We start from the raw sequence: 25,905 nt of genomic DNA on the forward strand, positions 1-25,905 counted from the left end.
GGTGTGGACTCGATCAAGCGGGTGCAGGTGATCGGCGCGTTGCAAGAACGGTTTCCGAATCTACCGAGTCTGGGCCCGGAGCAGTTGGGCACGCTTCGCACGCTGGATCAAATCGTGGTGGAACTCGCCGGGACGGCGGGAGGTGATGTCCACCCAAAAGCTGAGGCCGCGGCGGAAACGTCGCGGCACGCCGTCGAACTGGTCGCGCTGCCCGCGCCGGATCGGGCGGTAGCGCCCTACCGGGACGGGGCGCGGGCGGCGCTCGTCGACCTGACCGGCGAAGCGGACTCCGGATCCGACGCGCTCGCGGCAGCGTTGAGCGGGCTCGGTTGGACTGTGCGACAGATGGATTCGGCAGACGGGTTGGACGGCGAGCCGCTCGATCTCTGCCTCGTCCTGCTGGGCGGCACCGCCGACTGGGCGTCGGCGCAACGCCGCCTGACCGACGGCATCCTCCTGGCCGGCCGTACTGTGCCGCTGCTGCGCGGCGGATCGGAGCGAGCGGCCTTCGTGACGGTGACGCGGCTGGACGGCGCACTCGGTTTCCACGGCACCGAGCAGCCCGAACACGTGCTGCTCGGCGGGATCGGCGGTGTGGTGAAAACCCTGGCCGCCGAACAGCCGCAGCTGTTCTGCCGGGCGCTCGACGTCGACCCGGCCTGCTCCGCACGGCAACTGGCCGAGTTCGTCACCGCCGAGCTGTTCGATCCGGCTCGCGACACGCTCGAGGTCGGCATCGACGCGGCGGCGCGGCGATGGACTCCGGTGCCGAGCGGGCACGCGCCCGCGCGCACCGTTCTCCCGGTGCGCACGGGCACGGAGCAGGATGCCACCGTGCTCACCGCCGAGGACGTCCTGTTGGTCACCGGCGGCGCGCGCGGCGTCACGGCGGCCTGCGTGCTGGCGCTGGCCGCGCGCAGCGAGGCGCGCTTCGTGCTGCTCGGGCGCTCCGAACCGGCCGCCGAACCCGATTGGGCGGCAGTGGTTTCCGATGCCGATCTCAAGGCCGCCGCGGTACGCGCGCTGGCCGGTTCCGGCGCGAAGCCGCGCGATATCGAGCGTGCCGTGTCCGGAATCCGCGCAACACGCGAGATCCGGGAGACGCTGACCGCCCTCGGTTCCCGCGCCGAGTACCTCGCGGTCGACATCACGGACGAGCAGGCGGTCGCCGCCGCGCTCGCACCGTGGCGGGACTCGATCACCGGCGTCGTGCACGGAGCGGGAGTGCTGGCCGACTCCGTGATCACGGACAAGACCGCCGAATCGGTGGCGCGCGTGCTCGATCCCAAGATCGCCGGACTGGCGTCGGTGCTCGGCGCGCTCGGCGAACTGCGTCATCTGGTGCTGTTCACCTCCGTGGCCGGGCTGTTCGGCAATGCCGGTCAGGCCGATTACGCGGCAGCGAACGAGGCGCTCTCCCGATTCGCGGTGAGCTTGCGGGCGCAGCGGCCGAATTGCCATGTCAACGCGATCGACTGGGGCGCGTGGGATGGCGGCATGGTGACTCCCGCTCTGCGGGAACACTTCCGGACGCGCGGCGTCGAATTGCTCGACCCGCAGGCGGGCGCGGCGGCGTTCACCGAGCAGTTCACCGAGGCGCGCTCCGCGGACACGGTCGTGCTCATCGGGCCCGCGAAGTCGTTGTCGGACACCACGTCCGCTGCCGGCACAGTGCGGGCGCGGCGGACGATCACCGGGATCACTGCGGACCCGATCATCGCGGCGCACCGGATCGGTGAGCACATCGTGCTGCCCGCGACCTTCGGGCTCGGTGCGATGATCAACTTCGCCGAACGCGGCCTGCCGGGCCGCACGGTGGTCGGCGTCCGGGACTTCGAAGTGCTCAAAGGCATCGTCTTCGAACGGCCGCTCCACGAATTGGAACTGGAAATCGCGCCGGAAGAGGGCGCGTCCACTGTGCGGGCGACGGTGCGCGGCGAGAATGCCGTCCGCTTCCGCGCGACCCTCGTGCTCGCCGAGACGCCGGATCGGCCACCGCGCAAGCCGGTGCCGGGTGGTTCTGTCGGCGAGGCGACCACCTACCGCGACGCCGTCCAGTTCCACGCGCCCGCGTTGCAGGGACTGCGCCGGGTCCGGGCGGTCTCGGACGACGCGATCGTCTTCGACTGCGAACTGCCCCCCGCCACCGTGGCGGGCGGAGCCTACGCCGGGCGGCTGCACGATCCGGTCCTGGCCGACCTGATCTTGCAGGGGCCGCCCGTGCTGGGCCACCGGCTGCTCGGCAGCGCCTGTCTGCCGCTCGGCGCCGGGCGGATCGACTACTTCCGGCCACTGCCCGCGGGCGAGCCGTTCGTGCTCACCGTGGACAACCCGCGCGCAGGTCGTGTCGACGCCCGGATCGACGCCACCGCCACAACGGCGGACGGCACTGTATTGCAACGTTTCTCGGACGTCACCGTGGTGACGACACCCGATCTGACGGAGAAGTTCCAGACCTCGGTGAGGCGGTGGATGGCATGACAACCCTGGAATTCGACGGGATTCCGTTCGATCCGGTGACGGCGCTCGCGGATACGGGGGAGGTCGTCGACGAGGCGCCGACGCTTCGGCCGCGCTCCGGCGACACGGTCACGCCGGCGAGCCCGTTCGCCGGGTACGCGGAGACGGCCCCGGCCGCCGGTCTCGCGGTCACCGGAACACAACCCGAGGCGCGGGCGGCGCATGCCGACGGCTCCGCCTCGCGTGCGGCCGGTCCGCTCGCCGAAATCCGCACCGGTATCGTCGCCGCGCACCGGGCGGCGTTGAGCGCGCAGCTGGCGATGCAACGGGCGGTGTGGCAGCGAGCGCTGCGCCGTTCGTCGGTCACGGCCGAGGCGGCCGGTCACGTCCACGAAGGACCAGAGGCGTCCGGCGTCCGGGGCGCATTCACCGCCGCCGAGTCCGCCTTCAAGCCGCCGGCTCGCACCGACCGCACGCGCCTGGATCGAGCGGACCTGCTCCGTCTCGCCGAAGGTGAGCTGAGCGTCTTCGGCTCCGCGTACCGGCGCCCCGGCACTGTGGCGGCGGCCCGGCTGGGCGGTTCGACCCGGCTCGCACTCACCGAGGTGACTGGCATCGAGTTGTACGGCGGCTCCGGCAAGGGCAGCGTCGAAGCACGATTCGAGGGCGACCCGCACGCGGCGGCGATGCAGGTCGCGGAGGTGTTCGCGCTGTATCTGGGCCTGCCGCTGGTGCTGTCGGGCAGCTCCCTGGTCGCCGAATGCGCGGGTACGGTCGCGGTTGCCGCGTCCGGCACGATCACGCTGACGGTGACCGCGCTCGACTTGGTGCCCCGGCCGTACGTCACCGGCACTGTCCGCGTCGCGGGCGCGGAAGGCGCGCTCGACGTCACGGTCACGGTGGTGGAGCGTCCGGGCAGCGGGGTCGGCCCCGGCCAGGTCTCGGAAAGCCTGCTGCTCAACGAGTTCCACATGGCCCACCTCGCTCGGGGTGACCAAGGGATCGCCATGGGACCGGAATTCGCGGAGTACACCGGGGTGCGGGCGACCCGTCTGCCGACCGGCGGTCTGCTGCTGGTCGACCGGGTGCTCGACTTCGACGGCAAGCGCGGGAACCTGGACGGCGCGTCCTACACCACCGAATACGACTCACCCGCCGACTCCTGGTACTACGGCGACACCGCGAACGACTCCATGCCGCACTTCGTCTACATGGAGACCTCGTTGCAGGCGGCGCTGCTGATGGGTTATTACGCGGGCCCCACGCTCACCCAGCCCGGCACCACCCTGAGTCTGCGCAACCTGGGCGGCACCGCCACCGTGCTGCGGCAGCTCGATCTGCGGGACAAGACGATCCGCCAGTCCTCTCGGCTGCTGTCCACCACCATCCTGCCCGGTTCGTCGCTGCAAACCTTCGACTACACGCTCAGCGTGGACGGCGAGCCGTTCTACACCGGCGAGACCATGTTCGGCTACTTCAGCGACGAGGCCTTGGCCAACCAGACCGGACTCGACGCGGGACGCCCCGCGCCGAGCTGGCTGGCGGAGAACCCGGGCGCACGGGTGCGCACCATCGATGTCGCCGCCCGCCGCGCGAACCCGGCCGCCCGCCTGTGCTCGAGGCGCACCCTGGCGCTGATCGACCGGGTCGAGGTGGTCGACGGCGGCGGCAGCTACGACTCCGGATATCTGCATTCGCTGCGCGAGATCGATCCGTCCGACTGGTATTTCGCCCGGCACTTCCACCTCGACCCGGTGATCCCTGGCTCGCTCGGTGTGGAATCGGTGATCCACGCGATCCAAGAGTGGATGATCGACGCCGGATTCGCCGACACGATCGGCGATCCGGTCTTCCGCATCCCCGCAGGCCGGACGTTCAGCTGGCGCTACCGCGGGCAGTTCCTGCCCACCGACGGCACCGTAGAACTCGAGGCCCACATCAAGGAGATCCACCGCGGCCCGCGCGGGGTCACCGTCGTCGCCGACGGTTCGCTGTGGAAGCCGGGGCTGCGCATCTACGAGCTGACCGATCTCGCGGTCGAACTCGTCGAGCGGGAGGAGCGCCGATGACCACGTCCCGGGCCGGTATCCTCGCCGACACCGCCGACGGCATCACCGCCGTCCTGTCCGACCTGACGCGCCCGTGCTGGATCGTGCGCCACGACGGCCGGGTGGGCGCGACGTCCGACGAGCGCACCGCGGCATACGCGCAGGTGCTCGCGGCGGTGGCTCCGCTGCCGCCCGAGCAGCTCGGTGATCGGCGATTCGCGTCCGCCCACGGCGTGCGAGCGGCCTACGCGGCAGGCGCGATGGCGAACGGCATCGCCTCGCCCGCTCTGGTTTCGGCGATGGCGCGGGCGGGATATCTCGCCTCCTACGGCGCGGCGGGCGTTCCACCCGCCGCGGTGGACGCGGCGCTGGCCGAGCTGAGCCGCGCGCTGGTCGGAAAACCGTTCGCGTGCAATCTCATCCACAGTCCCTCCGAGCCCGCTTTGGAGCGCGCGATCGTCGACGCCTGCCTGCGGCACCAGGTTCGCTGCGTGGAGGCGTCGGCGTTCATGGACCTCACCGGTGAGGTCGTGCGTTACCGGGCGGCAGGGCTGGCCGTCGACCGGCGAGGACGTGTCGAGGTGCGCCACCGCCTGATCGCGAAGGTCTCCCGGGTGGAGGTGGCCGAGCCGTTCCTGCGTCCGGCTCCCGCACGGCTGCTGCGCGCACTGGTCGAAGCCGGTGACCTGACGCCCGAGCAGGCGCGGCTCGCCGAACATGTGCCGATGGCCGACGACATCACGGCCGAAGCCGACTCCGGCGGTCACACCGACCGCAGACCACTGCTGGTACTGCTGCCCGAGCTCATCGCGGCACGGGATCGACTGGCCCGCACCGTGCCCGCCGCCGCGGCCGTCCGCGTCGGCGCGGCGGGCGGCATCGGCACCCCCGCAGCCGCGGCCGCCGCCTTCGCGCTGGGCGCCGCTTACGTGGTGACCGGTTCGGTGAATCAGGCCACCGTGGAAGCCGCCCAGTGCGACACCACCAAACAGCTGCTCACTCGAGCGGATTTCGCCGACTGCGCCATGGCGCCGTCCTCGGACATGTTCGAGCTCGGCGTCCAGGTGCAGGTGCTGCGCCGGGGCACCATGTTCGCCACCCGCGCGCAGCGGCTCTACGACACCTACCGCGCCTATGACGGCATCGACGCGCTCCCGGCCGAGCTGCGCCGCGAGCTCGAGACCACGCTGTTCCAGCGGCCCCTCGACGCCGTGTGGGAGGACTGCGTCAGCTACTTCACCGAACGCGATCCGGCCCAGCTGGCCGGCGCGGACGCGGACCCGAAACGCAAGATGGCGCTGGTGTTCCGGTGGTATCTGGGGCTGTCGTCGGGGTGGAGCATTCGCGGCGAGGCCGGTCGCGTCGCCGATTACCAGATCTGGTGCGGGCCCGCGATGGGCGGGTTCAACAACTGGGCGGCCGGAAGTTATCTGGCGGCGCTGCGCAACCGGCACGTCGCCGATATCGCCGACCAGATGATGCTGGGCGCGGCCTACCTCACCCGCGTCGCCCAGCTGCGCACCGCGGGCGTGCGGCTACCCGCCGACTGCGCCCGCTTCGTACCCCGACCGAGGGAGGAACGATGACCACACTGGAGACGGGTCCGGACACCCGGACCTCCTGGATGGTGTGCCCATCCTGCGCCGCCATGCTCTACGCCAAACGCTACGAGCGCGCGGGCCGGGTCTGCCCGGATTGCGACGGGCACGGCATGCTGACCGCGGACCAGCGCATCGAGGCGCTGCTCGACCCGGGATCGGCGCGGCACATCCAGCCGTCCGCCACCGCGGTCGATCCGCTCGGCTTCACCGACTCCCGGCCCTATCCAGAGCGGCACGCCGAGGCGAGCCGTCGCACCGGGCTGCCCGACGCTATCCGTTGCGTGCGCGGCACGATCGGCGGCGCACCGCTGGTGCTGGCGGTCATGGACTTCCGCTTCCTCGGCGGCAGTCTCGGCGCGGCCGTCGGCGAAGCGGTCACCGGCGCTGCCGAGACCGCGCTCGCGGCGCGGGTGCCGCTGGTGCTGGTGACCGCGTCCGGCGGCGCCCGCATGCAGGAGGGCATCCTCGCGCTGATGCAGATGGCCAAGACCAGTCAGGCGCTGCGCGAACTCGACGACGAGGGCGTGCTGACCATCTCGGTGATCACCGATCCCACCTACGGGGGCGTGGCGGCCTCTTACGCCACGTCCACCGACATCATCATCGCCGAACCCGGCGCTCGCCTCGGCTTCGCCGGACCGCGGGTGATCCAGCAGACCATCGGCGAGACGCTGCCCGCGGGCTTCCAGACCGCCGAATTCCTGCTCGAACACGGTGTGGTGGACATGATCTGCCACCGCTCGGCCCTGCGGGACCGGCTGGCCCGCCTGCTCGCGCTGGCCGCCGACAGCAAGCGTCCCGTCGCGTTCGCCGACGACGAGAATCCGGTCCGCGCCGACGCGACCCAGCTCGCCCCGCGCGACGCCTGGCAGAGTGTGCGCGCCGCGCGCGAACTCGCCAGGCCGACCACGCTGGACTACTTGGCCGCGTCGTTCGACGAATTCGTGGAGCTGCACGGCGACCGCTTGGCGGCCGACTGCCCGGCCATGATCACCGCGCTGGCCCGCCTCGACGGCGCGCCGGTCGTGGTGATCGGCACTCAAAAGGGACACACCGCAACCGAATTGGCGCAGCGCAACTACGGCATGCCCACCCCGGCCGGATACCGGAAGTCGGCCCGCGTGCTGCGCCTGGCCGCCAAGCTGGGCATTCCGGTGATCACCCTGGTCGACACCGCGGGCGCCTACCCCGGTGTAACCGCCGAGGAACAGGGGCAGGCCGTCGCCATCGCGGAATCGCTCAAACTGCTCGCCGGACTGCCCGTTCCGGTGGTCACCGTGGTCACCGGCGAGGGCGGCAGCGGGGGAGCGCTCGCACTGGCGGTGGCCGATCGAGTGATCGTCTGCGAGAACGCGGTCTATTCGGTGATCAGCCCGGAAGGGTGCGCCTCGATCCTGTGGAAGGACGCTACCGCCGCGCCCAGGGCCGCCGCCGCCTTGCGGGTGGACTCGACCTCCTTGCTCGAACTCGGCGTCGCGGACGGCGTACTGCCCGAGCCGCCGGGCGGCGCACACCGCGATCCCGCCGCGGCCGCCGCCGCCCTGCGTCAGGCGCTGCGCCACGCCGTGGCCGATCTGGCGCGACTCCAGGCGGCGCAACTGCTCGACCGGCGCCACCACCGTTTCCGTGTCTTCGGACTGTCCACGAACGATCAGGAGAAGTGATGACCGAGTCCGTGACCACCGAGCCCGCGGGCCGCGCGCTGAATCCGGTCGACGCCGACCAGGCGCTGACCGTGCTGTCGCGACACGCGCTGTCCGTGCGGGCCGAGACCGCGCCGACCTCGGTGACCGTCGCCAACGGCCCGCTGGTGCTGCGGATCAGCTGGGATGGGCACAACGGCACCAGTGGGCCGGTCGCCGTCGCACCCACGGCGGCCGCCCCGGTCCCCGCGGCGCCCGCAGAGTCCGCGCCGCGGGACACTCGTCCGGACGCGGATACTTTCACGCTGACGGCGGAAACTGTCGGCGTGTTCTATCGCGCGCCCGAACCCGGCGCGTCGCCGTTCGTCGCCGAGGGCGACCCGGTGCGGGCCGGTCAGCAGGTCGGCATCGTCGAGGCGATGAAGCTGATGATCCCGGTGACCGCGACCAGGGAGGGTCGGGTGGCGGAATTCCTGGTGGAGAACGGGGAAGCGGTCGAGCACGGCGCGCCGCTGCTGGTGCTCGAGGTGGTGCGATGACCGTGCGGCCGATCCGCAAGGTGCTCGTCGCCAATCGCGGCGAGATCGCCGTGCGGGTCATCCGCACCTGCGCCGAACTCGGAATCTCCACCGTCGCGGTGTATTCCGCGGCCGACGCCGACTCGGCTGCCGTCCGGCTGGCCGACCAGGCGTTCCGGATCGGTCCCGGGCCCGCGAAGCGCAGCTACTCCTACATTCCCGCGATCATCGAGGCCGCCAGGGCCACCGGCGCAGACGCCATCCACCCCGGATACGGGTTCCTCTCCGAGGACCCGGATTTCGCCGAGGTGTGCGAGGCGGAGGGGTTCGTGTTCGTCGGCACCCCCGCCGCGATCATGGCCGATCTCGGCGACAAGTCGACGGCACGGTCACTGATGGCCGCGGCGGGGCTGCCGCTGCTGCCGGGCAGCCGTGAGCCGCTCGACACGGTGGACGAGGCGCACGCCCTCGCCGACGACATCGGCTACCCGGTGATCATCAAAGCGGTCGCGGGGGGCGGCGGCCGCGGGATGCGGGTCGTGCGTGACTCGGCGGACTTCGCCGCGACCTGGCAGGAGACCCGAGCCAACGCCACCGCCGTGTTCGGCGACGGACGCCTGTACGTGGAGCGCTACCTCGACTCGGCGCGGCACATCGAAGTCCAGATCCTGGCCGATCGGCACGGCACGGTGCGGCATCTCGGCGCGCGCGACTGCTCCTTGCAGCGGCGGCACCAGAAACTCGTCGAGGAGTCGCCCGCGCCGGGGCTGTCCGAGGAACTCGTCGCCCGGATCGGGGCAGCGGCCGTGCGCGGCGCCGAAGCCGTCGGCTACGTCGGGGCGGGAACCTTCGAATTCCTGTTGGATCAGCGGGGCGATTTCTACTTCATGGAGGTCAACTGCCGGCTACAGGTCGAGCATCCGGTCACCGAGATGGTCACCGGCATCGACCTCGTCGCCGAGCAGTTGCGCATCGCCTCCGGGCTGCCGCTGGCGTTGTCCGCCGACGTCGCCACGCCGCGCGGTGTGTCCATCGAATGCCGGATCAACGCCGAGGATCCGGAGCGCGAATTCGCACCCGCCCCGGGCACGCTCGCCGAATGCACGCTGCCCGGTGGACCGTTCGTCCGGATCGACACCCATGTCGGCCCCGGCTATGACATTCCGCCGCACTACGATTCGCTGCTCGCCAAGATCATCGTGTGGGCTCCCGACCGTCCCGCGGCCATCGCGCGGATGCGCCGGGCTCTGGCCGAGACCAGAATCCGTGGCAGGGGCGTGGCCACCACGACCGAATTCCTGCACGACATCCTCGATCACCCCCGATTCCGCGCCGCGGATCACGACACCGCCCTCATCGGGACCCTCACCACGGTGTCGCGCGTCGCCTCATGAAGCCGCCGCCATCGGACGCGGTGACGGCCCGCGTCCGATGGCGGCGCACTTTCGATCGCTGCACGGGGCCCGGTCCATGCGGACCGGGCCCTGGCCGTCTCCGATGCGGGCCGAGCGCTCGTTTTCCCGCCCGATCTAGACAATAAATACGGTCGACCGTATATTATTGACGTGGACAGCGGTTGGACGATGGACCTGGCAACGCGGCTCGCGGTCGCCAAGAGCAGGCAAGATGTGGCCGCGGCCGTACGGCTCATGCACGGCGAGATGGTGTTGGAGGCACCGGCTTTCGGGTTGTGCGCCCAATCGGGCGTCTCCACCGACGTGGTGCGGCAGAAGTTGTTCGGAGGGAGATAGATCATGGACGCACGGGTCAAGGATGTCGCCCGGATCGAGACGAGGCTGCTGTTCGACGTCGTGGTGGATCTGGCGCCGCCGCTGAATATCGGGAACGGGCGGGTGCTGTTCGGCGCCGACGGCGGATCGTTCGAAGGACCGAAGCTGCGTGGCACGGTGGTGCCGGGTGGCGGTGACTGGGCGACGTTCCGGCAGGACGGAAGTATGACGCTGGATGTCCGGCTCACCCTGCGCACCGACGACGACGCCCTCCTGCAGCTGACCTACGGCGGGCGCTGGATCATGCCGGAGGAGATACGTGGCCGGATCGGGGATCCGGCCACGCGGCATCTCGTCGACCCCGGCCGCTACTACTTCCGCACCACACCGGTCTTCGAAACCGGCGCACCAGATTATCTGTGGCTCAACGACATCGTGTGCGTCGGATCGGGATACCCGGTCGAAGGCGGCATCGCCTACCGGGTGTTCGAAGTCGTCTGACCTCGAAAACCCGGGTCCTACTTCAACCCCGACCGCACGAACGCGTTGACGATGTGCCGTTGCAGCAGCAGGTACATCAGCAGCACCGGCAGGCAGGCGAGGCTGGCCACCGCCATCATCGGACCCCACTGATCGCCCTCGGTGCCCATGAAACTGCGCAGACCCAGCTGCAACACGCTGTTGGACTGGCGCAGCACCACCGCGGGCCAGAAGTACTCGTTCCACGCGTTGATGAAAAGCAGGATTCCCAAGGCCGCCAGCGCGGGGCGCAGATTGGGCACGACCACCGTCCACAGGATCGACCAGGAGGAGCGGCCGTCGATCTTCGCCGCCGCCACCAGCTCCTTCGGGAAGCTCGCCATGTGCTGGCGCAGCAGCAGCACCGCGAGCGCCGAGCACAACGTCGGCAGCACCACGCCGACCAGGGAGTTGATCAGCCCGAGCTTGGTCAGCAGGACGTAGTTGGGCAGCATTGTCACCTGGAACGGCACCAGCCAGGTGCCGACGAACGCCAGGTACAGCACCTTCTGGAACGGGAAGGTGTACATCGCGAACGCGTAGGACGCCAGCAGCGCGATGAGCAGTTGCCCCGCCGCCGAGAGCGCCGCGACGAAGAAGGTATTGCCGATCAGGCCCACCACGTCGACTTTGTCGGCCGCGTCGGCATAGTTGGCGAACGAGATCGGCCAGGGGATCGGCGACAGCGAGGTGACGTCCTCCGGCCGCCGCAGCGAGGTCGCGAACAGCCAGTAGATCGGGAACGCGCACAGCACCGCGGTGACGGCAAGCAGCAGATGGCTGCCCGCGGTGCGCAATCGGTCAATCGTCATGGAAGGCAACCTTTTCCGAGACCCACACCAGCACACCCGCGATCACGCCGAACCCGGCGAACAGCAGCACACCGGCGGCGGCGCTGAGTCCGGCGTCGAAGCTGTGGAAGGCGTAGTCCCACAGCAGGTAGTAGATATTGGTGGTCGCTTGCGCCGGACCGCCCTGCGTCATCGAGTCGATGAGCGGGAAAGTCAATGTGGGACTGAGCAATACCGTGGTCAGCACCAGGAACAGCAGTGTGGGCGACAGCAGGGGCAGGGTGATCCACCGTCGGATCTGCCGGGCGCTCGCCCCGTCCACCCGGGCGGCCTCGTCGTAGTCACCGCTGATACCCGCCAGCCCGGCCCAGATCACCAGGACGGCGAAGCCGAGCAACTGCCATCCGGTGATCAGGATGATCACCCCGTGCGCGGTGTCCACGTCGTAGACCCAGTTGCGATTCGAGCGCAGAACCTGATCGACGAAGCCGCTGCCGGGATGCAGCAGCCAGCGCCACACCGCCGCCGCCGCGACCGGCGCGACGAGGAACGGCGCGAAGACGAACGCGTGGTAGACCGTCCGCGCCCGGCCGTGCACCCGTCGGCTGGCCAGCGCGATGAGCAGCGGGAGCAGCACCGTGAACGGCAGCATGCCCACGATCAGCACCCCGGTGCGGCCCACCGAATCCCAGAAGGCCGGGAGATCCAGCAGCCGTTCGTAATTGCCGGTGCCGACCGGCTTCATCGGTGAGGTCGGCAGCAGGTTCCACGAATACGTGGACAGCTCGACCGCCTGGACCAGCGGCCGGTAGATCCACACGACCAGCAACGCCAGCGCGGGCGCCAGATACAGGTACGGCACGGCGAACCGCCCCGCCCGGCGGAACCGGGCGGGGCGATGCGACGGGTTGACCGTTTCGGCCGCTTCCGTTGCAGGCAGCGGCAATTCGACGACGAACATCGAGTTACCCGGCCTCCGCGGCCAGCGCGGCGAGTTGATCGAGCACGTCCTGCTCGGGCCGGTCGTAGAGGGTCTCGGCGGGCGTCGCCTCGATCGCCGTGGCGACCATCGTCGAACCGAGCAGATCGATGCGGCTGTAGCCGAAGCCGATCAGTCCCCGATGACGTCCCGCCGGTGCGATCGTATCGATCCGGTAAGCCAGCGCCGGACCGATCCAGACCGGAATGCCCGCCAGCGCCGCCGCCCCGGTGAGATGGTTGTGCCCGCAGACGATCAACCGCACATCCGAACCGGCCAGCACCTCGGCCAGCAGCTCCGGCCGTTCCAGCCGCAGGTACTCGGTGGCCGCGACCGGCGAGGGGATCGGCGGGTGGTGCAGCACCAGCAGCGTGCCGCGCGGCGCCGGTTCGCGCAGTTGCTCGGCCAGCCAGTCCAGCTGGTGCTCCTCGAGCCGTCCGTCGTGCCGTCGCGGCGTCGTGCTGTCCAGCGCGATCACCCGCAGACCCGCCACGTCGGCCACCTGGTCGTGGGTGGTGTCCGGGTCCAGCGCGGCGGGGTCGGCCCCGAGCAATTCGGTGGCGAAGGCGGCGCGCTCGTCGTGATTGCCCATGACGTACACCGTCTGCGCGCCGAGTTCCTCGGCCACCGGCTCGACCGCGCCGCGCAGCCGCCGGTATGCCTCGGGCGACCCGGTGTCGGTCAGATCGCCCGAGAGCACCAGCGCGTCGATGCGCTGCCGTGAGGCACGCAACTGCTGCAGCACGTGGGTGAGATTGGCGTAGGTGTCCACCATCCCGTGCACCCGTTCCCCGGCGGGCCGGATGTGGGTGTCGGTCAGCTGGACGATCGTCACCTCGCTCATGACGTCGGCAGGAGTTTGGCGCCCTGATCGCGGGCGGCGGTGAGAGTGGATTGCGGCTCCTTGCCCTGGAACACGATCGCCTCGACGGCGTCCATCATGCCGTCGCGGATCTGCAGGTAGTTGGTGCCGGGCATGGAGATCCACGGTTCCATGTTCGCCAGCTGGGCGACGTTCGGCCCCAGCAGCGGATTCTCCTTCGACCAGGTCTGCAACCCCTGCGGGTCGTCCATCAGGCCGGTGCGCAGCGGCAGGTAGCCGATGCCCTGCGAGATCTTGGTGTAGGCGGATTCGCTGGTGAGGAACTTGATCAGCTCCCACGCGGCGCGCTGCTTGGCCGGGTCGTTGGACAGGATGTGCAGCGAAGCGCCGGAATTCGTCGGCACGGTCGGCTTGCCCGCGAAGCTGGGCATCGGCGCCGAGCGCAGGTCCCACTTGTCCTTCGCGCCGGTCACGAAGGTGCCCTGGATCGCGCTGGTCTCCAGGATCATGCCGATCTCACCGCGGGCGAAGGCCTCGTAGCCCTGTTTCTGGTTGAGCTTCGGCATGCCGCCGGAGTTGACCAGTTGCTGGCTCATCGCGGCGACCTCGACCGCGGGAGCGTCGGCGAAGGTGAGCTTGGTGCGGTCCTCGGAGATCACCCGGCCGCCGTTGGAACGCACCATCGACTGGAAGCACCAGTCCTTGGCGGTCTTGGTCAGGCAGTCGACGTAAATGCCGCCCTTGCCGGTCTTCCCGGTGATCGCCGTCGCGGCCTCGGCGACCTGCTGCCAGGTGGCGGGCGGCTTCGCGGGATCCAGGCCGGCGTCGGCGAACAGCGAAGCGTTGTAATACAGCACGGGCGTGGAGAACACGAACGGCACGCCGTAGGTGTGACCGTCCCAGTCGGCGAGTGTGCGGGCCTTCGGCGCGAAGGGGTGCTGGGCTCCGTCGAAGTTGTGCTGCACTTCCTGCTTGCCGACCAACGTGTCCAGCGGCTTGGCGCCGAGCTGGTGGATGGTGAAGTCCAGGTCGCTGAAACCGAGCTGGGCGACGTCCGGCGGCGAGCCCGCGACCATCTGGTTCTGGATGCTGGAGATGGTGTCCGTGGCCGGGTTCGGGCTGTTGCCCTGCGGCTTCTGCGCGGTCACCGTGATGTTCGGGAACTTCATGCGGAAATCGGCGATCAAGGAGTTGAAGGTGTCGGTCCAGGCGCCGGCCAGTCCGTAGTTGTAGGACTCGAACACGATCGACACCTGCTGGTCCGGCTTCAGTTCCGGGATCCGCGCGCTGTCGGCGTTCGAGTCGGTGGTGGTGCTCCCGAGTCCGCCGCAAGCGCTGAGCGCGACGGTGGTTGCGAACACCAGGCCCAGAACGGGCGCGGTGCGTTTCACGGTGTTTCTCCTCATCGAGTAGGGGTGTTCGGGTTCAGGCGACGGCGACGGGTTCGCCCGCGCTGTCGACGTGGGCGTCCTGCCGCGTTTCCTGCCAGGTCAGGCGCAGCCCGGAGGTGGCATGGAACAGGTGGATGTGCGCCGGGGCGACTCGCAGCGCGATGTTGTCGTCGACCGCGACGCCCGCGGGCCGCGGCGCTCGGGCGCACAGGACGCGATCACCGGTGGTGAAGTGGATCAGTTCCTCGCTGCCGAGGTTCTCCACCATCGTCACCCGGCCGCGGATGTCGGCGCCGGTCGGATCCAAGCGCAGCTGTTCGGGGCGGATGCCCGCGACCACTTCCAGGTCGTCGTCGAAACCCTCGACGCCGATGGCCAATTCGGTATCGATCCCATCGGCCACCACGCGCAGCGAGCCGTCGCGCTCGGTGACGACGGCGGGGAACAGGTTCATCGGCGGCGCGCCGAGGAATCCGGCGACGAAGGTGGAACGCGGACGGTCGTAGAGCTCGGTCGGTGTGCCGACCTGCTCCACCCGACCCTCGTTGAGCAGCGCGATCCGATCGGCCATGGTCATCGCCTCGACCTGGTCATGGGTCACGTACAGGAACGTCGCGCCCAGCCGCTGATGCAGCCCGATCAATTCGGCGCGCGTCGCGCTGCGCAGCTTCGCGTCCAGGTTCGACAGCGGCTCGTCCATCAGGAACGCTCCGGGATCGCGCACCATGGCGCGCGCCAGGGCCACGCGTTGCCGCTGCCCGCCCGACAGCGCGGACGGCCTGCGGCGCAGCAACTCGGTCAGCCCGAGCACCCCGGCGACCTCCGACACCCGCTCGGCGATCCTCGCGCGCGGTGTGCGCCGGGCGCGCAGCGGGAACCCGATGTTCTCGGCGACGGTCAGGTGCGGATAGAGCGCGTAACTCTGGAACACCATGGCCAAGTCCCGCTGTTGCGGCGCGTGATGGGTGATGTCCTTGTCGTCCAGCAGAATTCGCCCGTCGGACGGATCCTCCAGACCGGCGATCATGCGCAGCAGCGTGGATTTGCCGCAGCCGCTCGGGCCGAGCAGCACCATGAACTCGCCGTCGGCGATGTCGAGGCTCACCTCGCGCACCGCGTTGGCGGCGCCGAATCGCTTCGACACCGCTTCGATTCGCAGTCGTGCCACCGTCGCCCCTCAGCCCGGCAGCTCGCCCGCGACGATCCAGGTCGCCACCCGGGCCGCGATCGCGGGGGAGTCCTTGATCCACAGGAAGTGGTCGCGATTGGCCACCGGGGCGTTCTCGTCGATGTGCCAGTGGGTCACCCGGGCGTTCGGCATCCGGGAGACCAGGAAGTCGACGTTGGACTTCGGGCCGAGCACGTCGTCGGACAGCGAGATCGCCAGCACCGGCGCGGTCAGGTTCCGCAGCAGGGTGTTGTACCGGCGCTTGCTGCCCTTGGGGCGGTAGTAGCTGGTCAGCGAGTGCATCGACCAGTCACGCATGACGCCGCCCGGCATCGGGGCCGGGATGAGCACACCACCGGGCCAGTGACCCTTCCACCGCGAGACCAGGCCGATCCACTGGATCTGGCTCAGCGCCTCCCACCAGCGGCGCGCGCCGAAGGCCCACCAGAAGACCGTGCCGGTGCCGATGACGGTGACGCCCGCGATCCGCTCCGGCTCCGCCGCGGTGAACAGCAACGCGAGCTGTCCGCCCAGGCTGTGCCCGAACAAGTGGATCGGCGCCTCGGGGAACCGCGCCCGCACCACCCCGACGAGGGCGGGCAGGTCGGTCTCGATCATCTCGCGATAGCCGAAGTCGCGGTGCAGCCCGAGTCCGGGCTCGGCCTCGCCGTGCGCCCGCAAGTCGGTCAACGCCACCGAAAGCCCCTGCGAATGAAGCTCTTTCGCGAGGAACAGATAGTTCTTCGCCTTCATCGCCATGGCGGGCAGGATCAGCACGACCGGTGCGCCCGGCTTCTTCGACTCCAGGAAGCGGACGGTGAAGGTGACACCGTCGCCGGTCGGCACCGTGGCCGATTCCAGTGTGGTGAACTCCGAACGGTTCTGCGGCGCCGCGGTGGTCATCGCTCGTCCTCCGCGAGGGTGATGTCGCAGACGTAGTCGAAGGTGAACTTCGCCACGACGACGTCGCCGTCATCGAGCAGGGCCGCCTTGCCGGACAGCTCGAAGCGCTGCGCGGCCGTCGCCGCGAGCACGTCGGCGAGTTCGCGCTGGTCGACGGTCGCGATGGCGCGGATGCGGCCGACGGCGGGTTTGCGGTAGGACGCGCTGCCGCCGCGCAGCACCAGCCGCTCGACGGTGCGCAGGCGGGTGGCCGCCGCGCCGACGAACGCGGCCGCTCCGCCGATGTCGGCGGCGGTGAACAGCGCCCCGGCGTGCACGGTGCCCATGTGGTTGCGGACCGAGCCGACGGCGGGAATCTCGACGACGGCGCGTTCCGGGCCGATCTCGGTGATCAGCGTGCCGACGTGGCGGCCGAACGGAACCATCTCCTGCGACACCGCCCGCAGGTACTCGTAATCGACGGCGTCGCAGTCGAGTTCGGGATAGGCCGCCGCGAAACCGGCGATCTCACGCGTGGTCATGACGTCTCCTTCAGCGTTTGGTGCGCAGGGCGCGGCGAGCGATGGACCAGCGCAGGACCTCCGAGGGTCCTTCGTAGATGCGGAAAGCCCTGGCCTCGACCAGGAATCGAGCGACGAGGTGGTCTTCGCAGACACCGAGCCCGCCGTGCAACTGGACCGCCCGGTCGAGCACCCGCCAGACCGCCTCGGAGACGAACGTCTTGGCGATCGACGCCTCGTGCCGCGCCTGCGAGGAGGTCGGCCCCTGCGCGTCGATGGTCTCGGCGGCGGTGCGGATCACGCCGCGCGCGGCGGCGATGTCGATCTCGTTGTCCGCGACGAGGCCTTGGGCCATGCCGTGCTCGGCGATCGGGACGCCGAACGACGTGCGCGTGCCGATGTGCTCGATGGTCAGCTGGTGCGCCCGCACCGCGAGCCCGAGCCAGTTCATACAGAACACCAGCCGCGAGGGCGCGAGCCGGACCTGCGCGAGCGCCAGCCCCTGGCCGACCTGGCCCAGCACGGCGGAATCGGGCACCTCGCAGTCGTCGAAGGTCACCTCGCAGTGGCCGCCGGGCGCGCTGGTGTGGTCGAGCGTCGGCATCCGGCGACCCACCCGCAATCCGGGGTTGTCCTGGTCGACCAGGAACATAGTCGGGCCGTCACCCGTGCGCGCCACGCAGATGGTGAACGCCGCCCCCTGCGCGCCCGTGGTGAAATGCTTGGCGCCGTTGATGACCCAGCCGGACTCGGTCTCCTCGGCAACGGTCCGCAGCATCCCGGGGTCGGATCCGGCGCCGGGGGCGGGTTCGGTCATCGCGATCGCGGAACGGACGTCGCCCGCGGCCAGCGGCGCGAGGTAGCGCTGCTGCTGCTCCTCGTTCGCGACGTGCGCGAGCAGGTGGATGTTGCCGTCGTCGGGCGCCCACGCGTTCACCGCGATCGGGCCGAGCAGGCTCGCCCCCGCGGCTTCGAGCACCTGCGCCTGGGCTCGGGTGTCGAGGCCGAGGCCGCCGTATCGCGGATCCGACAGCGGTCCGAAGACGCCGGCCTCCTTGGCCTTCTTCTGCAGCTCGAGCCGCAGCGCGTCGTCCATCACCCGCCCGTCCACGACGACCTCGCGTTCCACCGGAACGACCTGGTCCCGAATGAACTGGGTGGTCTTGTCCACCAATTGCGCCACAGTGGTCATGGCGTCAGTCTCGGCGCGCCGCGTGTGCGGGCGAGGGGGCGATAGTCAACGTCGATTGCGCGAATCGACTGCCCATTCGTCCGGTGCGTGGGCGGCACATCTCGGCGACGGTGATCGCGGAGACGTTGCCGGGCTAGGGGACGGATATGACTGACACAGCGGTGCGAGTATGGCGCCGCCGCGACGAGGCCGCGGGCGTTTTCGCGCTCGACCTGGCCCCGGTCGACGGCGGCGAACTGCCGTCGTGGACACCGGGAGCCCACATCGATGTCGCGGTCGGCGCGGCGGGCGTGCGGCAGTACTCACTGTGCGGCGACCCGGCCGACCGGGCACGCTGGCGCATCGCGGTGCTGCACGAACCGGACGGGCGCGGCGGCTCGGCCTATCTGCACCGCGCCGCGCAACCCGGCTCGGTGCTGCGAGTGTCCGCGCCGCGCAACAACTTCGAACTCGTGAGCGGCGACAGCTATGTCTTCCTCGCCGGAGGCATCGGGATCACGCCGATCCTGCCCATGGTCGCCGCCGCGGAAGCCTCGGGTGCTCGCTGGTCGCTGTACTACGGCGGCCGCACCAGAGGGCACATGGCGTTCGCCGACGCCATCGCCGAGCGCTATCCGCTGGCGAACCTGCTGCCGCAGGACGAGCACGGCCTACTGCCGCTGCGCGAGATCTTCGCCGATCTCTCCGACACCCCCGTGTACTGCTGCGGACCCGAGCCGCTGCTGGCGGCGGCGGAGGCCGAAGGCGCGCGCGCCGGGGTGCCGGTGCACGTGGAGCGCTTCGTGCCGCGGCAGTCGGAGTTCGCCCCGAACGAGCCGTTCGAGGTGCGCTTGGCGGCCAGCGGCAAGACCTTCCGGATCGGGGCGAACCAATCCATCGCCGACGTCTTGGAATCCGCCGGAATCGGCATCGTCACCTCGTGCCGCGAAGGCACCTGCGGCAGCTGCGAGACCGCGGTGTTGTCCGGCGACATCGAGCATCGGGACGAGCTGCTCACCGACGAGGAACGGGCGCGCGGCGACACCATGATGCTGTGCGTCTCGCGGGCCAGGTCGGGCCCGCTCGTCCTCGACCTCTGACCTGCCCGCTGCGACCGCGGTGGGTGTGCGGCGCGCTCGTCGCGACCGCTTCCTGTGAGAAACCGAGAGGAAAGAACCAAGGATGAGGAAAATCGTTGCGGTGGCCGCTGGTCTGGTCGCCGCAGTCGGGATCGCCGCCGGCTCGGCCGGTGCGCAGCCCGGCAGCGAGGACGCCGTCGACTTCACCGCCTACGCCACCGACACCCAGTCCATCGTCACGACCGATGCCGGTTCCATGGTCGTCGAGGACGGGCTGTTCAAGATCAAGGCCGCCAACGGCGCCGTGCTCACCGGCATGCCGCTGAAGTTCCGGGTCGACGACTTCGAGTTCCCGATCGTGGCCGACATCGTCGATCGCACCGCGACGCTGACCCCGCAGTTCGACATGGCGCACGCGGCCTACAAGCCGGTCGCCCTGCCGTTCGAGGACAAGGCCCCGTGGAAGAACGAATACGACCGTGAGCAGGCCGCCTGGTCCCGCATGACCAGCACCATCACCATGGGCGCCACCCTCGGCACCCTGATCGGCGGCATCGGCGGCGGCGCCGTGGGCTGCGTGCTCGGCGGCATCGCCGGCGCGACCGTCGCCTCCGCGGCGATCGTCGGCTTGTTCGGCGCGTTCATCCCGGCGGCGGCCATCGGCTGCCTCGGCGGCATCATCGCGATCGGCGCCCTGGGCACCATCGCGGGCCAGATCCTGGTCACCGCCCCGGTGGCGATCGGCGCCGCCATCCAGTACTTCTCCACTATCAACCAGCCTCCCGTCCAGGCGAAGTAGATAGCGGCGAAGAACCCGACGTCTCGTTCGTTGGGGGACACCCGACCCCGTCCGGCTGCACCGCCGGGCGGGGTCTTTCCCGTTCGGCGGGGGTCCGATCAGGGTGCGTCCCGAATTCGCCGCGGCGCACCGGCGCGCAGACGCCACCGGGGGTTCACCTCGGTGTGGCGCACGGACTCGGAAGCGCCGACCCGGTGGCCAGATCGCAGACGCCACTGGTGAATATCTGCAAGGGCGCGGTGACCAAGAGCACGAGAATCCCGATGACGTCGCCACGCTGGAGGAAGTACACGGCCGATTGGGCCGCTGCCGCCCCGGAATCCACCGCCGACGAGCCGGTTCCGGCCGCGACAGCGGTCGCCGGGGCGGAGCTGATCGGTTCGGCCGTCGCACCGGCCGCGGTGACGACGAGGGTCGCCGCCGCGACCGAGGCGGTGGCGAGGCGCAGGGGGGTACGCATCATTGCGCTCCTATGTTGAAGAATATTGGTCCACATAATAGCTAGAGTGTGCGCTGTTGTACGCGAGATCGCGGAGCGAGTTCCGCTGCCTGCGGGCGATATCTTGCCGTGGACTCGCCAATTCGGCTTCCGAATAGGTGTCTACACCTGCGGATTTCGTGTGCACAAGTTCATAAGGTGGCAGGGGAAGTCCTCCGGCCGCATCGCATCCGTCGAGTGGCGGTGGGCTCATGGGTATTCATGAATACTGCATCACTTAATGCGGCAGTTCCGCGTGCTCGTCGGGCTCGTCAGAGTGAGTGCGTGCAAGCGGAACCCGCGCTGAGCGGCTGGGGCGGGTCGCGAGTGTCCCCATGAAGTTCGTCGAGCTCGGCGAGGAGTTTCAGTTGAGGCGGCCGGGTCGTTCGTCGAGGATGGCGTGATGTCGGGTGTGAAGTTCGTGCGGCGGGTGGACGGGTTGACCTATGAGTTCGCCCGCGAGGGGGAGATGCATGGATTCCCGTCGTACAAGCGTGTTGACCTCGACATCTGGTGCCGGCGATTGCCCGGCTTCGGATGGGTGGTGTGCTCGGAGTCGGGTGAGGTGTCCAGCCGCCCGTTCGACGACGCGGGGCGAGGCGACCTGCCGCCCGAGGGCGTGTGGGTGAGCCGGAAGGGTGACCGTTCGTATGTGTACGACCTGATTCGCGACGACGGCGACGCCACACCGACGCTCCCGACACACGACTGGCATATCGAGGCCCGTGAGTACGCTCGCCACGAATCCCGCCGCGGACGCCGGTTCGCGTATCCGGAGCTCGATCCCGAGCGCACCGCCTTGGCCGTGATCGACATGGTGCCGCTCCACGTCTCCGGCAATGCCTACTGCCGGGCGATCGTGCCCAACATCAACCGCCTGGCCGACGCGTTGCGGATAGCGGGCGGAACCGTCGCGTGGGTGGTGCCCGCGACTGGGGAACCGGCCGAGCGAGCGATCGAGTTCTTCGGCCCGAAGATCGCCGAAACCTACAGCGACGCGGGGACTTCCGGACCGATACCCACTCGACTGTGGCCCGATCTGGCCACCCACGACGATGACCTGTTCGTCGACAAATCCGGGTTCAGCGCCTTCTTCCCTGGTCGTTGCGTCCTGCCGCAACTACTCGAACAGCGACACATAGATACCGTCCTGATCACGGGAACCGTCACCAACGTGTGCTGCGAGTCCTCGGCACGCGACGCCGCCACCCTCGACTTCCGAGTGATCATGGTCGCCGACGCCAACGCCGCCCGCCGCGACCGCGACCACAACGCCGCACTCCACACCATCTACAGATCATTCGGCGACGTTCGTCCGGCCTCGGATGTGCTCACCATGCTCGACATCGCGACCCAGATCTGATGGATTGTCATGGCCCGCCGACATACGCTCGACAGTGTCGCGGCGCTGATGTTTTCGCTGGCTTACGTCCGGGCAACCGATCTGCCCGGACGTAAGCGGGACCCACTTCGTCCGCAGCCCGACCGTGTCCTCGCATTCAGACCTGGACCGTCGGCCGCTTCGGAAGAAGGAAGACGACAACGCCCGCTACGACAGCGATGACGAACGTCCCGAACGACGCGACCGCGAAGGCGTGGCCTGCGGCGGCTACCCTGCCGACTTCGGCCGGGTGGAACGAGCTGAAGTAGACCGCTCCGATGACGGCGACGCCCAGCGCTCCGCCACACTGCTGGGCCGTGGACAAGGCCCCTGACGCGACACCGGCCGACTCGGGCCGGACACGGCTCAGCACCGTGTTGAGCGCCTGCGTAATAACCAGTCCGCCACCGACACTCTGCAGAATCAGGGTGGGGATCACGAGCAGCGGAGTGATCCTAGGGCCGGACACCAGCAAGAGACCGGTCGCCAGGTAACCGGTCGCCAGTATGATCGCCCCGACCTCGAGGACGCGTCGTCCATACTTCGGAACCATCCGGCTCGCTACCATGCTGAACACGAAAAACGTTATGGCGGCTGGCGTGTAGACCAGACCCGCGCCGAGCGCCGACATGTCGAGGCCTTGCTGCATCGTTACCGACAAGGCCAGATAATACGAGTAGATCAGCGCATACAGGGCGAGCACGAGAACGATCCCGAGCGAGAACGAGCGCTGTCCGAACAATGTCAGCGGTACCAGCGGATCCCCGCCGCGCCGTTCCAGGCGCCGCTCGATCGCGACGAACAGGCCGAACGCGACCGCGCTGCCCGCGAAACAAGCCCAGACCCACCCCGGCCAACCCGCCTCCTGCCCCTGGATGAGCGGCAGCACCAAGAGGAACAGTGCCGTGCTGAGCACCAGGACGCCGGACATGTCCAGCTTGCGGTCGGCAGCCGAGCCTGTCTCCGGCACGAATCGCACGGCGAGCAGGAGCATGACGACTCCGATCGGCGCGTTCACCCAGAACACCAGGCGCCAGCCGGAGTCGAACAGGTTGGCGCCGATCAGCAGTCCGCCGATGACCTGTCCGCCGATGGTGGCCATGCCCATGACGATGCCGAGCACGCCGTAGACGCTGTGCCGCCTCGCCGCGGGCACCAGCACCGTGACGTACGCGAACACCTGGGGAACCATGAGGGCGGCTCCCAGGCCCTGGACGACACGCGCGGCGATCAGGCTGCCCGCGTTCGGTGACAGCGCGCAAGCGACCGACGACAGCGTGAACAGGACCACCCCGAGAAGGAAGATCCGCTTGCGGCCGTACATGTCGGCCAGGCGCGTAGCGGTGATGATGAAGACCGCGTAACTCAGCTGATAGCCCGCCAGCACCCACTGGACATCGCCGTCGGACGCGTGCAGGTCCGCCGCGATCGAGGGGTCGGCGACCACGACGATGAACGAGTCGAGAACCGCCATGAACAGGGCGGTCAGAAGAATCGATACCGTCATCCACGCAATCGCGTCCGCGTCCGCGACTGCTACCGGCCGGCTGGCTGCTTGCTGACTACTTGCCACGATGAGAGACCTCTTCATTTGTCGGTGCCAAGGGATTCGGCCAGCTTCTTGACCACCTCGGCCGCCATGACGGCCTGACCCGAGGTCGAGAAGTGGATACCGTCCGCGCTGAGCAGGTTGTCGCGGTCGTTGATCGGGTGGTCCCACATGTCCACCACGAGGGCGTCGTATTCCGAAGCCAGCCCCCGCACGATCTCGTTGACCGTGGCGATTCGCTCCGGCCAGTCCGGGAAGACCGGGACGACGTACGCCTTGCCGAGCGTGAAAGTGGTCAGCAGGGCGCCGGTTCCCTTCGCCAGGTCGTACATCTGCCGCAGCGTTCGCTCTATATCGCCGAAGTCCGGCCTGCGCCGCGCGATGTCATTGGCCCCGCAGGGCAGGTGGAGCAAATCAGGGGAGAACTCGAGCATGCGGGCCGCCTGCTTCTCGAGCGTCTGGGCGGTGGTCGCCCCGTTCTCGGAGACGTTGAGGTAATCCAGATCCGGCCGCACTGCCCGCAAGACATCGGCAACCCGGTCCGACCAGCCCTGATCTCGGTAGCCCTGGGTGGGATCGCCGGTTCCAGCCGAAAGACTGTCGCCGACAACGGCATACCTGCCCCACGGGGCTCCGGCCAGCAAGGCCACGGCATCCGCCTGGTCCAGGCAGAACGGGTCGGTCTCCTCGGTGAGGACGTTGTGCTCCATGGAGGAGAATATACGGTCGACCGTATTCTTTTATCAAGCCGTCTCCGTACCGGCGCGCGGTCACGGTTGCGGATACAAGCGCTCGTTCGGCAGGCGCGGATAGGTAGAGGTATCGCGCAGATCGACGGTCACATCGTCGGCGTAGCGGTGGGTCTGGTGCTCGTGCACGAAAACCACCCAGTATCGAGGCATGGCAGGAAAAGCTCAGCGCTTACGGTACCGATTACATGTCACTCGGTGCGGCGCACATTCAGCGGCGTTTGGCCATCGACCTGGCGATACTGCAACAGCAGTTGGACAGTCCGCAGATGTGGGGAGCGGCCGCCCGGCTGATGACGCTGTACGCGAAGACGTTTCCGGGATCGGACGGCACTAAGGTGGTCACCTGGTACCGGATGGCCGCCGAGGCAGCGGACCGTTCCGAGGATGAGCAGACCCGAGTGTGGGTGCGGGGGCAGGCGGCCATAGCGCTCGGCTACGAGGGTGCGGCGTTGGGAGTCGCCGATCTTCTCGCCGACCAGGCGCTCGCGCTGTCGGGCATGCCGAGCTTGGGTCGGCTCAATGCGATCCATGGGCAAGGCTCATGCGGCAGTGTCGCGAGGCGATGGCGAGGCGGGGCGCGCTCTTGTCGAAGAAGGGACGCCGGGTGTTCGACAAGTCCGGCTCCTACGAGCAGACCTCCGACTACGACGTTCCGTGGTGGCGCATGAATGTGTTCCTGTCCCTGCTCGCCGCGCGCCTCGGCGATGAGAAATTGGCGGTCGCCGCACAAGAGCAGGCCCGAACGGAGCTTCCGGCCGAGTTGCCGCGCTTCGCAACGCATCTGGAGATGCACTGCGGTCCGATGCTGGTCAGAGCAGGTGATCGAACCGAAGGAATTCGGACGGCACGCAGCGCGATGGACGCCCTTCCGCCCGAGAAACAGTCCCTGACCCTGCGGATGCTGATGGACGAGATTGCCGGTTGCGGCGATGGCGCAACCTGAACGCCTGAGCAGAGGCCTGCGGTGACGGGCAGCCGCGCCCATCATTCGGGGTGGGGTGATGGGGTCGGCGTCACCGCCGTCGTCGGGGTGTCGACGTGCTCGCGCCGTATTGGCCCACCAGCGCGATGCCGACTCCGATCATGAAAACCACGAATCCGTTTGTGGCATCGTTCATGTGCCCCGGTGTGTGCTGAGCAATCGCGATCCCGGCGATGGCCCAGCCGATCACTCCGACAGTTGTGCCGATCCAGATCAGGACTCTGCTCCACAGAGGTGCCCCCGACAGATCCCCTGGGGCCGGGGAATCGTAGGTGGTGTTATGGATGTCGTCTCCAGCGGTCATGCCGTCCCCGCCGGTGACGATCCGGCTGCCGTGGGTCGCGGTGTTGATGATGGTCCGGCCGTTCATCCTGTCCAGTTGGTCTCGGAGTTCGGCGAGTTCGCGGGCGAATTCCGCGTCGGCGGATGCCGCGCGTTCGATCTGGTCGGCGAGTTGGCGGCGTGCTGCCATGCTCGTCGGGTTTCGGTCGAGGTCGTCGAGTGCACGTCGTCCGAGCCTGCGTGTGACCATGCCGGTCAGCGCGGTCAGGCCTTGATCCAGTGATCGGTCCACGGCCCGTCCGCCCGCCGCCCCCAGTGCCGCGGCCACATATGCGGCAACGACCATTCCGTCGATCAT

At 69.1% G+C, this 25,905-nt stretch carries 24 protein-coding genes; 12 read left to right on the forward strand and 12 right to left on the reverse strand.

Annotation, left to right across the window (positions count from 1 at the left end):
* The 8 genes from ACFV2O_RS17920 to ACFV2O_RS17955 all read left to right on the forward strand — a co-directional run.
* On the forward strand, positions 1-2,481 hold a 2,481-nt coding region (locus ACFV2O_RS17920), incomplete at its 5' end, for an SDR family NAD(P)-dependent oxidoreductase (RefSeq protein WP_379252748.1).
* Positions 2,478-4,529, forward strand: a complete 2,052-nt coding sequence (locus ACFV2O_RS17925; RefSeq protein ID WP_379252749.1) for a beta-hydroxydecanoyl-ACP dehydratase — start codon at positions 2,478-2,480, stop codon at positions 4,527-4,529. The genes ACFV2O_RS17920 and ACFV2O_RS17925, both read left to right, overlap by 4 nt.
* On the forward strand, positions 4,526-6,094 hold the full coding sequence (locus tag ACFV2O_RS17930; protein WP_379252750.1) for a PfaD family polyunsaturated fatty acid/polyketide biosynthesis protein: 1,569 nt from the start codon (positions 4,526-4,528) through the stop codon (positions 6,092-6,094). The genes ACFV2O_RS17925 and ACFV2O_RS17930 overlap by 4 nt, the downstream gene beginning before the upstream one ends.
* Positions 6,091-7,773, forward strand: a complete 1,683-nt coding sequence (gene accD / locus ACFV2O_RS17935; RefSeq protein WP_379252751.1) for an acetyl-CoA carboxylase, carboxyltransferase subunit beta — start codon at positions 6,091-6,093, stop codon at positions 7,771-7,773. The genes ACFV2O_RS17930 and accD overlap by 4 nt, the downstream gene beginning before the upstream one ends.
* Positions 7,773-8,291 (forward strand): acetyl-CoA carboxylase biotin carboxyl carrier protein, encoded by a 519-nt coding sequence (locus tag ACFV2O_RS17940; RefSeq protein WP_379252752.1) that lies wholly within the window; start codon positions 7,773-7,775, stop codon positions 8,289-8,291. The genes accD and ACFV2O_RS17940 overlap by 1 nt, the downstream gene beginning before the upstream one ends.
* Positions 8,288-9,664, forward strand: a complete 1,377-nt coding sequence (locus ACFV2O_RS17945) for an acetyl/propionyl/methylcrotonyl-CoA carboxylase subunit alpha (protein ID WP_379252753.1) — start codon at positions 8,288-8,290, stop codon at positions 9,662-9,664. Before ACFV2O_RS17940 ends, ACFV2O_RS17945 begins: the two co-directional genes overlap by 4 nt.
* Before the next feature lie 171 nt (positions 9,665-9,835).
* The gene (locus ACFV2O_RS17950; protein ID WP_379252754.1) at positions 9,836-10,021 is read left to right on the forward strand and encodes a hypothetical protein; all 186 of its coding nucleotides are present in this window, start codon (positions 9,836-9,838) and stop codon (positions 10,019-10,021) included.
* A 3-nt stretch (positions 10,022-10,024) separates the two neighbouring features.
* Positions 10,025-10,501 carry a DUF3237 domain-containing protein gene (locus ACFV2O_RS17955; RefSeq protein ID WP_379252755.1) on the forward strand — a complete coding sequence of 159 codons (477 nt, stop codon included), beginning with the start codon at positions 10,025-10,027 and terminating at the stop codon, positions 10,499-10,501.
* Positions 10,502-10,518: 17 nt separating this feature from the next.
* On the opposite strand, the gene ACFV2O_RS17960 is transcribed toward ACFV2O_RS17955, so the two are convergent.
* From ACFV2O_RS17960 to ACFV2O_RS17995, 8 genes are read right to left on the reverse strand one after another with little or no spacing between them, the layout of a single operon-like run.
* Positions 10,519-11,331: a carbohydrate ABC transporter permease gene (locus ACFV2O_RS17960; RefSeq protein WP_379252756.1), complete on the reverse strand. Its 813-nt coding sequence runs from the start codon at positions 11,329-11,331 to the stop codon at positions 10,519-10,521.
* Complete coding sequence (locus ACFV2O_RS17965) at positions 11,321-12,271, reverse strand: carbohydrate ABC transporter permease (protein ID WP_379252757.1); 951 nt, start codon at positions 12,269-12,271, stop codon at positions 11,321-11,323. Before ACFV2O_RS17965 ends, ACFV2O_RS17960 begins: the two co-directional genes overlap by 11 nt.
* A gap of 4 nt (positions 12,272-12,275) precedes the next feature.
* On the reverse strand, positions 12,276-13,133 hold the full coding sequence (locus tag ACFV2O_RS17970; protein ID WP_379252759.1) for a metallophosphoesterase: 858 nt from the start codon (positions 13,131-13,133) through the stop codon (positions 12,276-12,278).
* Positions 13,130-14,503, reverse strand: coding sequence for an ABC transporter substrate-binding protein (locus ACFV2O_RS17975; RefSeq protein ID WP_379252760.1), 1,374 nt, complete (start codon positions 14,501-14,503; stop codon positions 13,130-13,132). The genes ACFV2O_RS17970 and ACFV2O_RS17975 overlap by 4 nt, the downstream gene beginning before the upstream one ends.
* 34 nt (positions 14,504-14,537) lie before the next feature.
* The gene (locus ACFV2O_RS17980; RefSeq protein ID WP_379252761.1) at positions 14,538-15,671 is read right to left on the reverse strand and encodes an ABC transporter ATP-binding protein; all 1,134 of its coding nucleotides are present in this window, start codon (positions 15,669-15,671) and stop codon (positions 14,538-14,540) included.
* Between the two features lie 9 nt (positions 15,672-15,680).
* Positions 15,681-16,574, reverse strand: a complete 894-nt coding sequence (locus ACFV2O_RS17985) for an alpha/beta fold hydrolase (protein ID WP_379252762.1) — start codon at positions 16,572-16,574, stop codon at positions 15,681-15,683.
* Positions 16,571-17,095 carry a YiiD C-terminal domain-containing protein gene (locus ACFV2O_RS17990; RefSeq protein WP_364433580.1) on the reverse strand — a complete coding sequence of 175 codons (525 nt, stop codon included), beginning with the start codon at positions 17,093-17,095 and terminating at the stop codon, positions 16,571-16,573. The genes ACFV2O_RS17985 and ACFV2O_RS17990 overlap by 4 nt, the downstream gene beginning before the upstream one ends.
* Before the next feature lie 10 nt (positions 17,096-17,105).
* Entirely contained in the window at positions 17,106-18,266 is a 1,161-nt protein-coding gene (locus tag ACFV2O_RS17995) for an acyl-CoA dehydrogenase family protein (RefSeq protein WP_355076427.1), read from the reverse strand.
* Between the two features lie 146 nt (positions 18,267-18,412).
* On the opposite strand from ACFV2O_RS17995, the gene ACFV2O_RS18000 reads away from it, so the two are divergent.
* Together ACFV2O_RS18000 and ACFV2O_RS18005 are read left to right on the forward strand one after the other, a co-directional pair.
* A complete protein-coding gene (locus tag ACFV2O_RS18000; RefSeq protein WP_379252763.1) occupies positions 18,413-19,345 on the forward strand; it encodes a PDR/VanB family oxidoreductase in 933 nt (310 codons plus the stop codon).
* An 82-nt stretch (positions 19,346-19,427) separates the two neighbouring features.
* Complete coding sequence (locus ACFV2O_RS18005; protein ID WP_379252764.1) at positions 19,428-20,123, forward strand: hypothetical protein; 696 nt, start codon at positions 19,428-19,430, stop codon at positions 20,121-20,123.
* Between the two features lie 154 nt (positions 20,124-20,277).
* Here the strand turns inward: ACFV2O_RS18005 and ACFV2O_RS18010 are convergent, their stop codons facing one another.
* Positions 20,278-20,586: a hypothetical protein gene (locus tag ACFV2O_RS18010; protein ID WP_379252765.1), complete on the reverse strand. Its 309-nt coding sequence runs from the start codon at positions 20,584-20,586 to the stop codon at positions 20,278-20,280.
* Positions 20,587-21,004: 418 nt separating this feature from the next.
* Here ACFV2O_RS18010 and ACFV2O_RS18015 point away from each other — a divergent pair, with 418 nt between their 5' ends.
* Entirely contained in the window at positions 21,005-21,964 is a 960-nt protein-coding gene (locus tag ACFV2O_RS18015; protein WP_379252766.1) for an isochorismatase family protein, read from the forward strand.
* Between the two features lie 136 nt (positions 21,965-22,100).
* On the opposite strand, the gene ACFV2O_RS18020 is transcribed toward ACFV2O_RS18015, so the two are convergent.
* Both ACFV2O_RS18020 and ACFV2O_RS18025 read right to left on the reverse strand, forming a co-directional pair.
* On the reverse strand, positions 22,101-23,489 hold the full coding sequence (locus ACFV2O_RS18020) for an MFS transporter (protein WP_379252767.1): 1,389 nt from the start codon (positions 23,487-23,489) through the stop codon (positions 22,101-22,103).
* Between the two features lie 80 nt (positions 23,490-23,569).
* Positions 23,570-24,241 carry an SGNH/GDSL hydrolase family protein gene (locus ACFV2O_RS18025; protein ID WP_379252769.1) on the reverse strand — a complete coding sequence of 224 codons (672 nt, stop codon included), beginning with the start codon at positions 24,239-24,241 and terminating at the stop codon, positions 23,570-23,572.
* Between the two features lie 646 nt (positions 24,242-24,887).
* On the opposite strand from ACFV2O_RS18025, the gene ACFV2O_RS18030 reads away from it, so the two are divergent.
* On the forward strand, positions 24,888-25,226 hold the full coding sequence (locus ACFV2O_RS18030; protein ID WP_379252770.1) for a hypothetical protein: 339 nt from the start codon (positions 24,888-24,890) through the stop codon (positions 25,224-25,226).
* A 70-nt stretch (positions 25,227-25,296) separates the two neighbouring features.
* Here the strand turns inward: ACFV2O_RS18030 and ACFV2O_RS18035 are convergent, their stop codons facing one another.
* Positions 25,297-25,905, reverse strand: coding sequence for a hypothetical protein (locus tag ACFV2O_RS18035; RefSeq protein ID WP_379252771.1), 609 nt, complete (start codon positions 25,903-25,905; stop codon positions 25,297-25,299).

The organism is Nocardia sp. NPDC059691, from assembly GCF_042733915.1.
In the GTDB taxonomy this organism is placed as follows: domain Bacteria; phylum Actinomycetota; class Actinomycetes; order Mycobacteriales; family Mycobacteriaceae; genus Nocardia; species Nocardia sichangensis.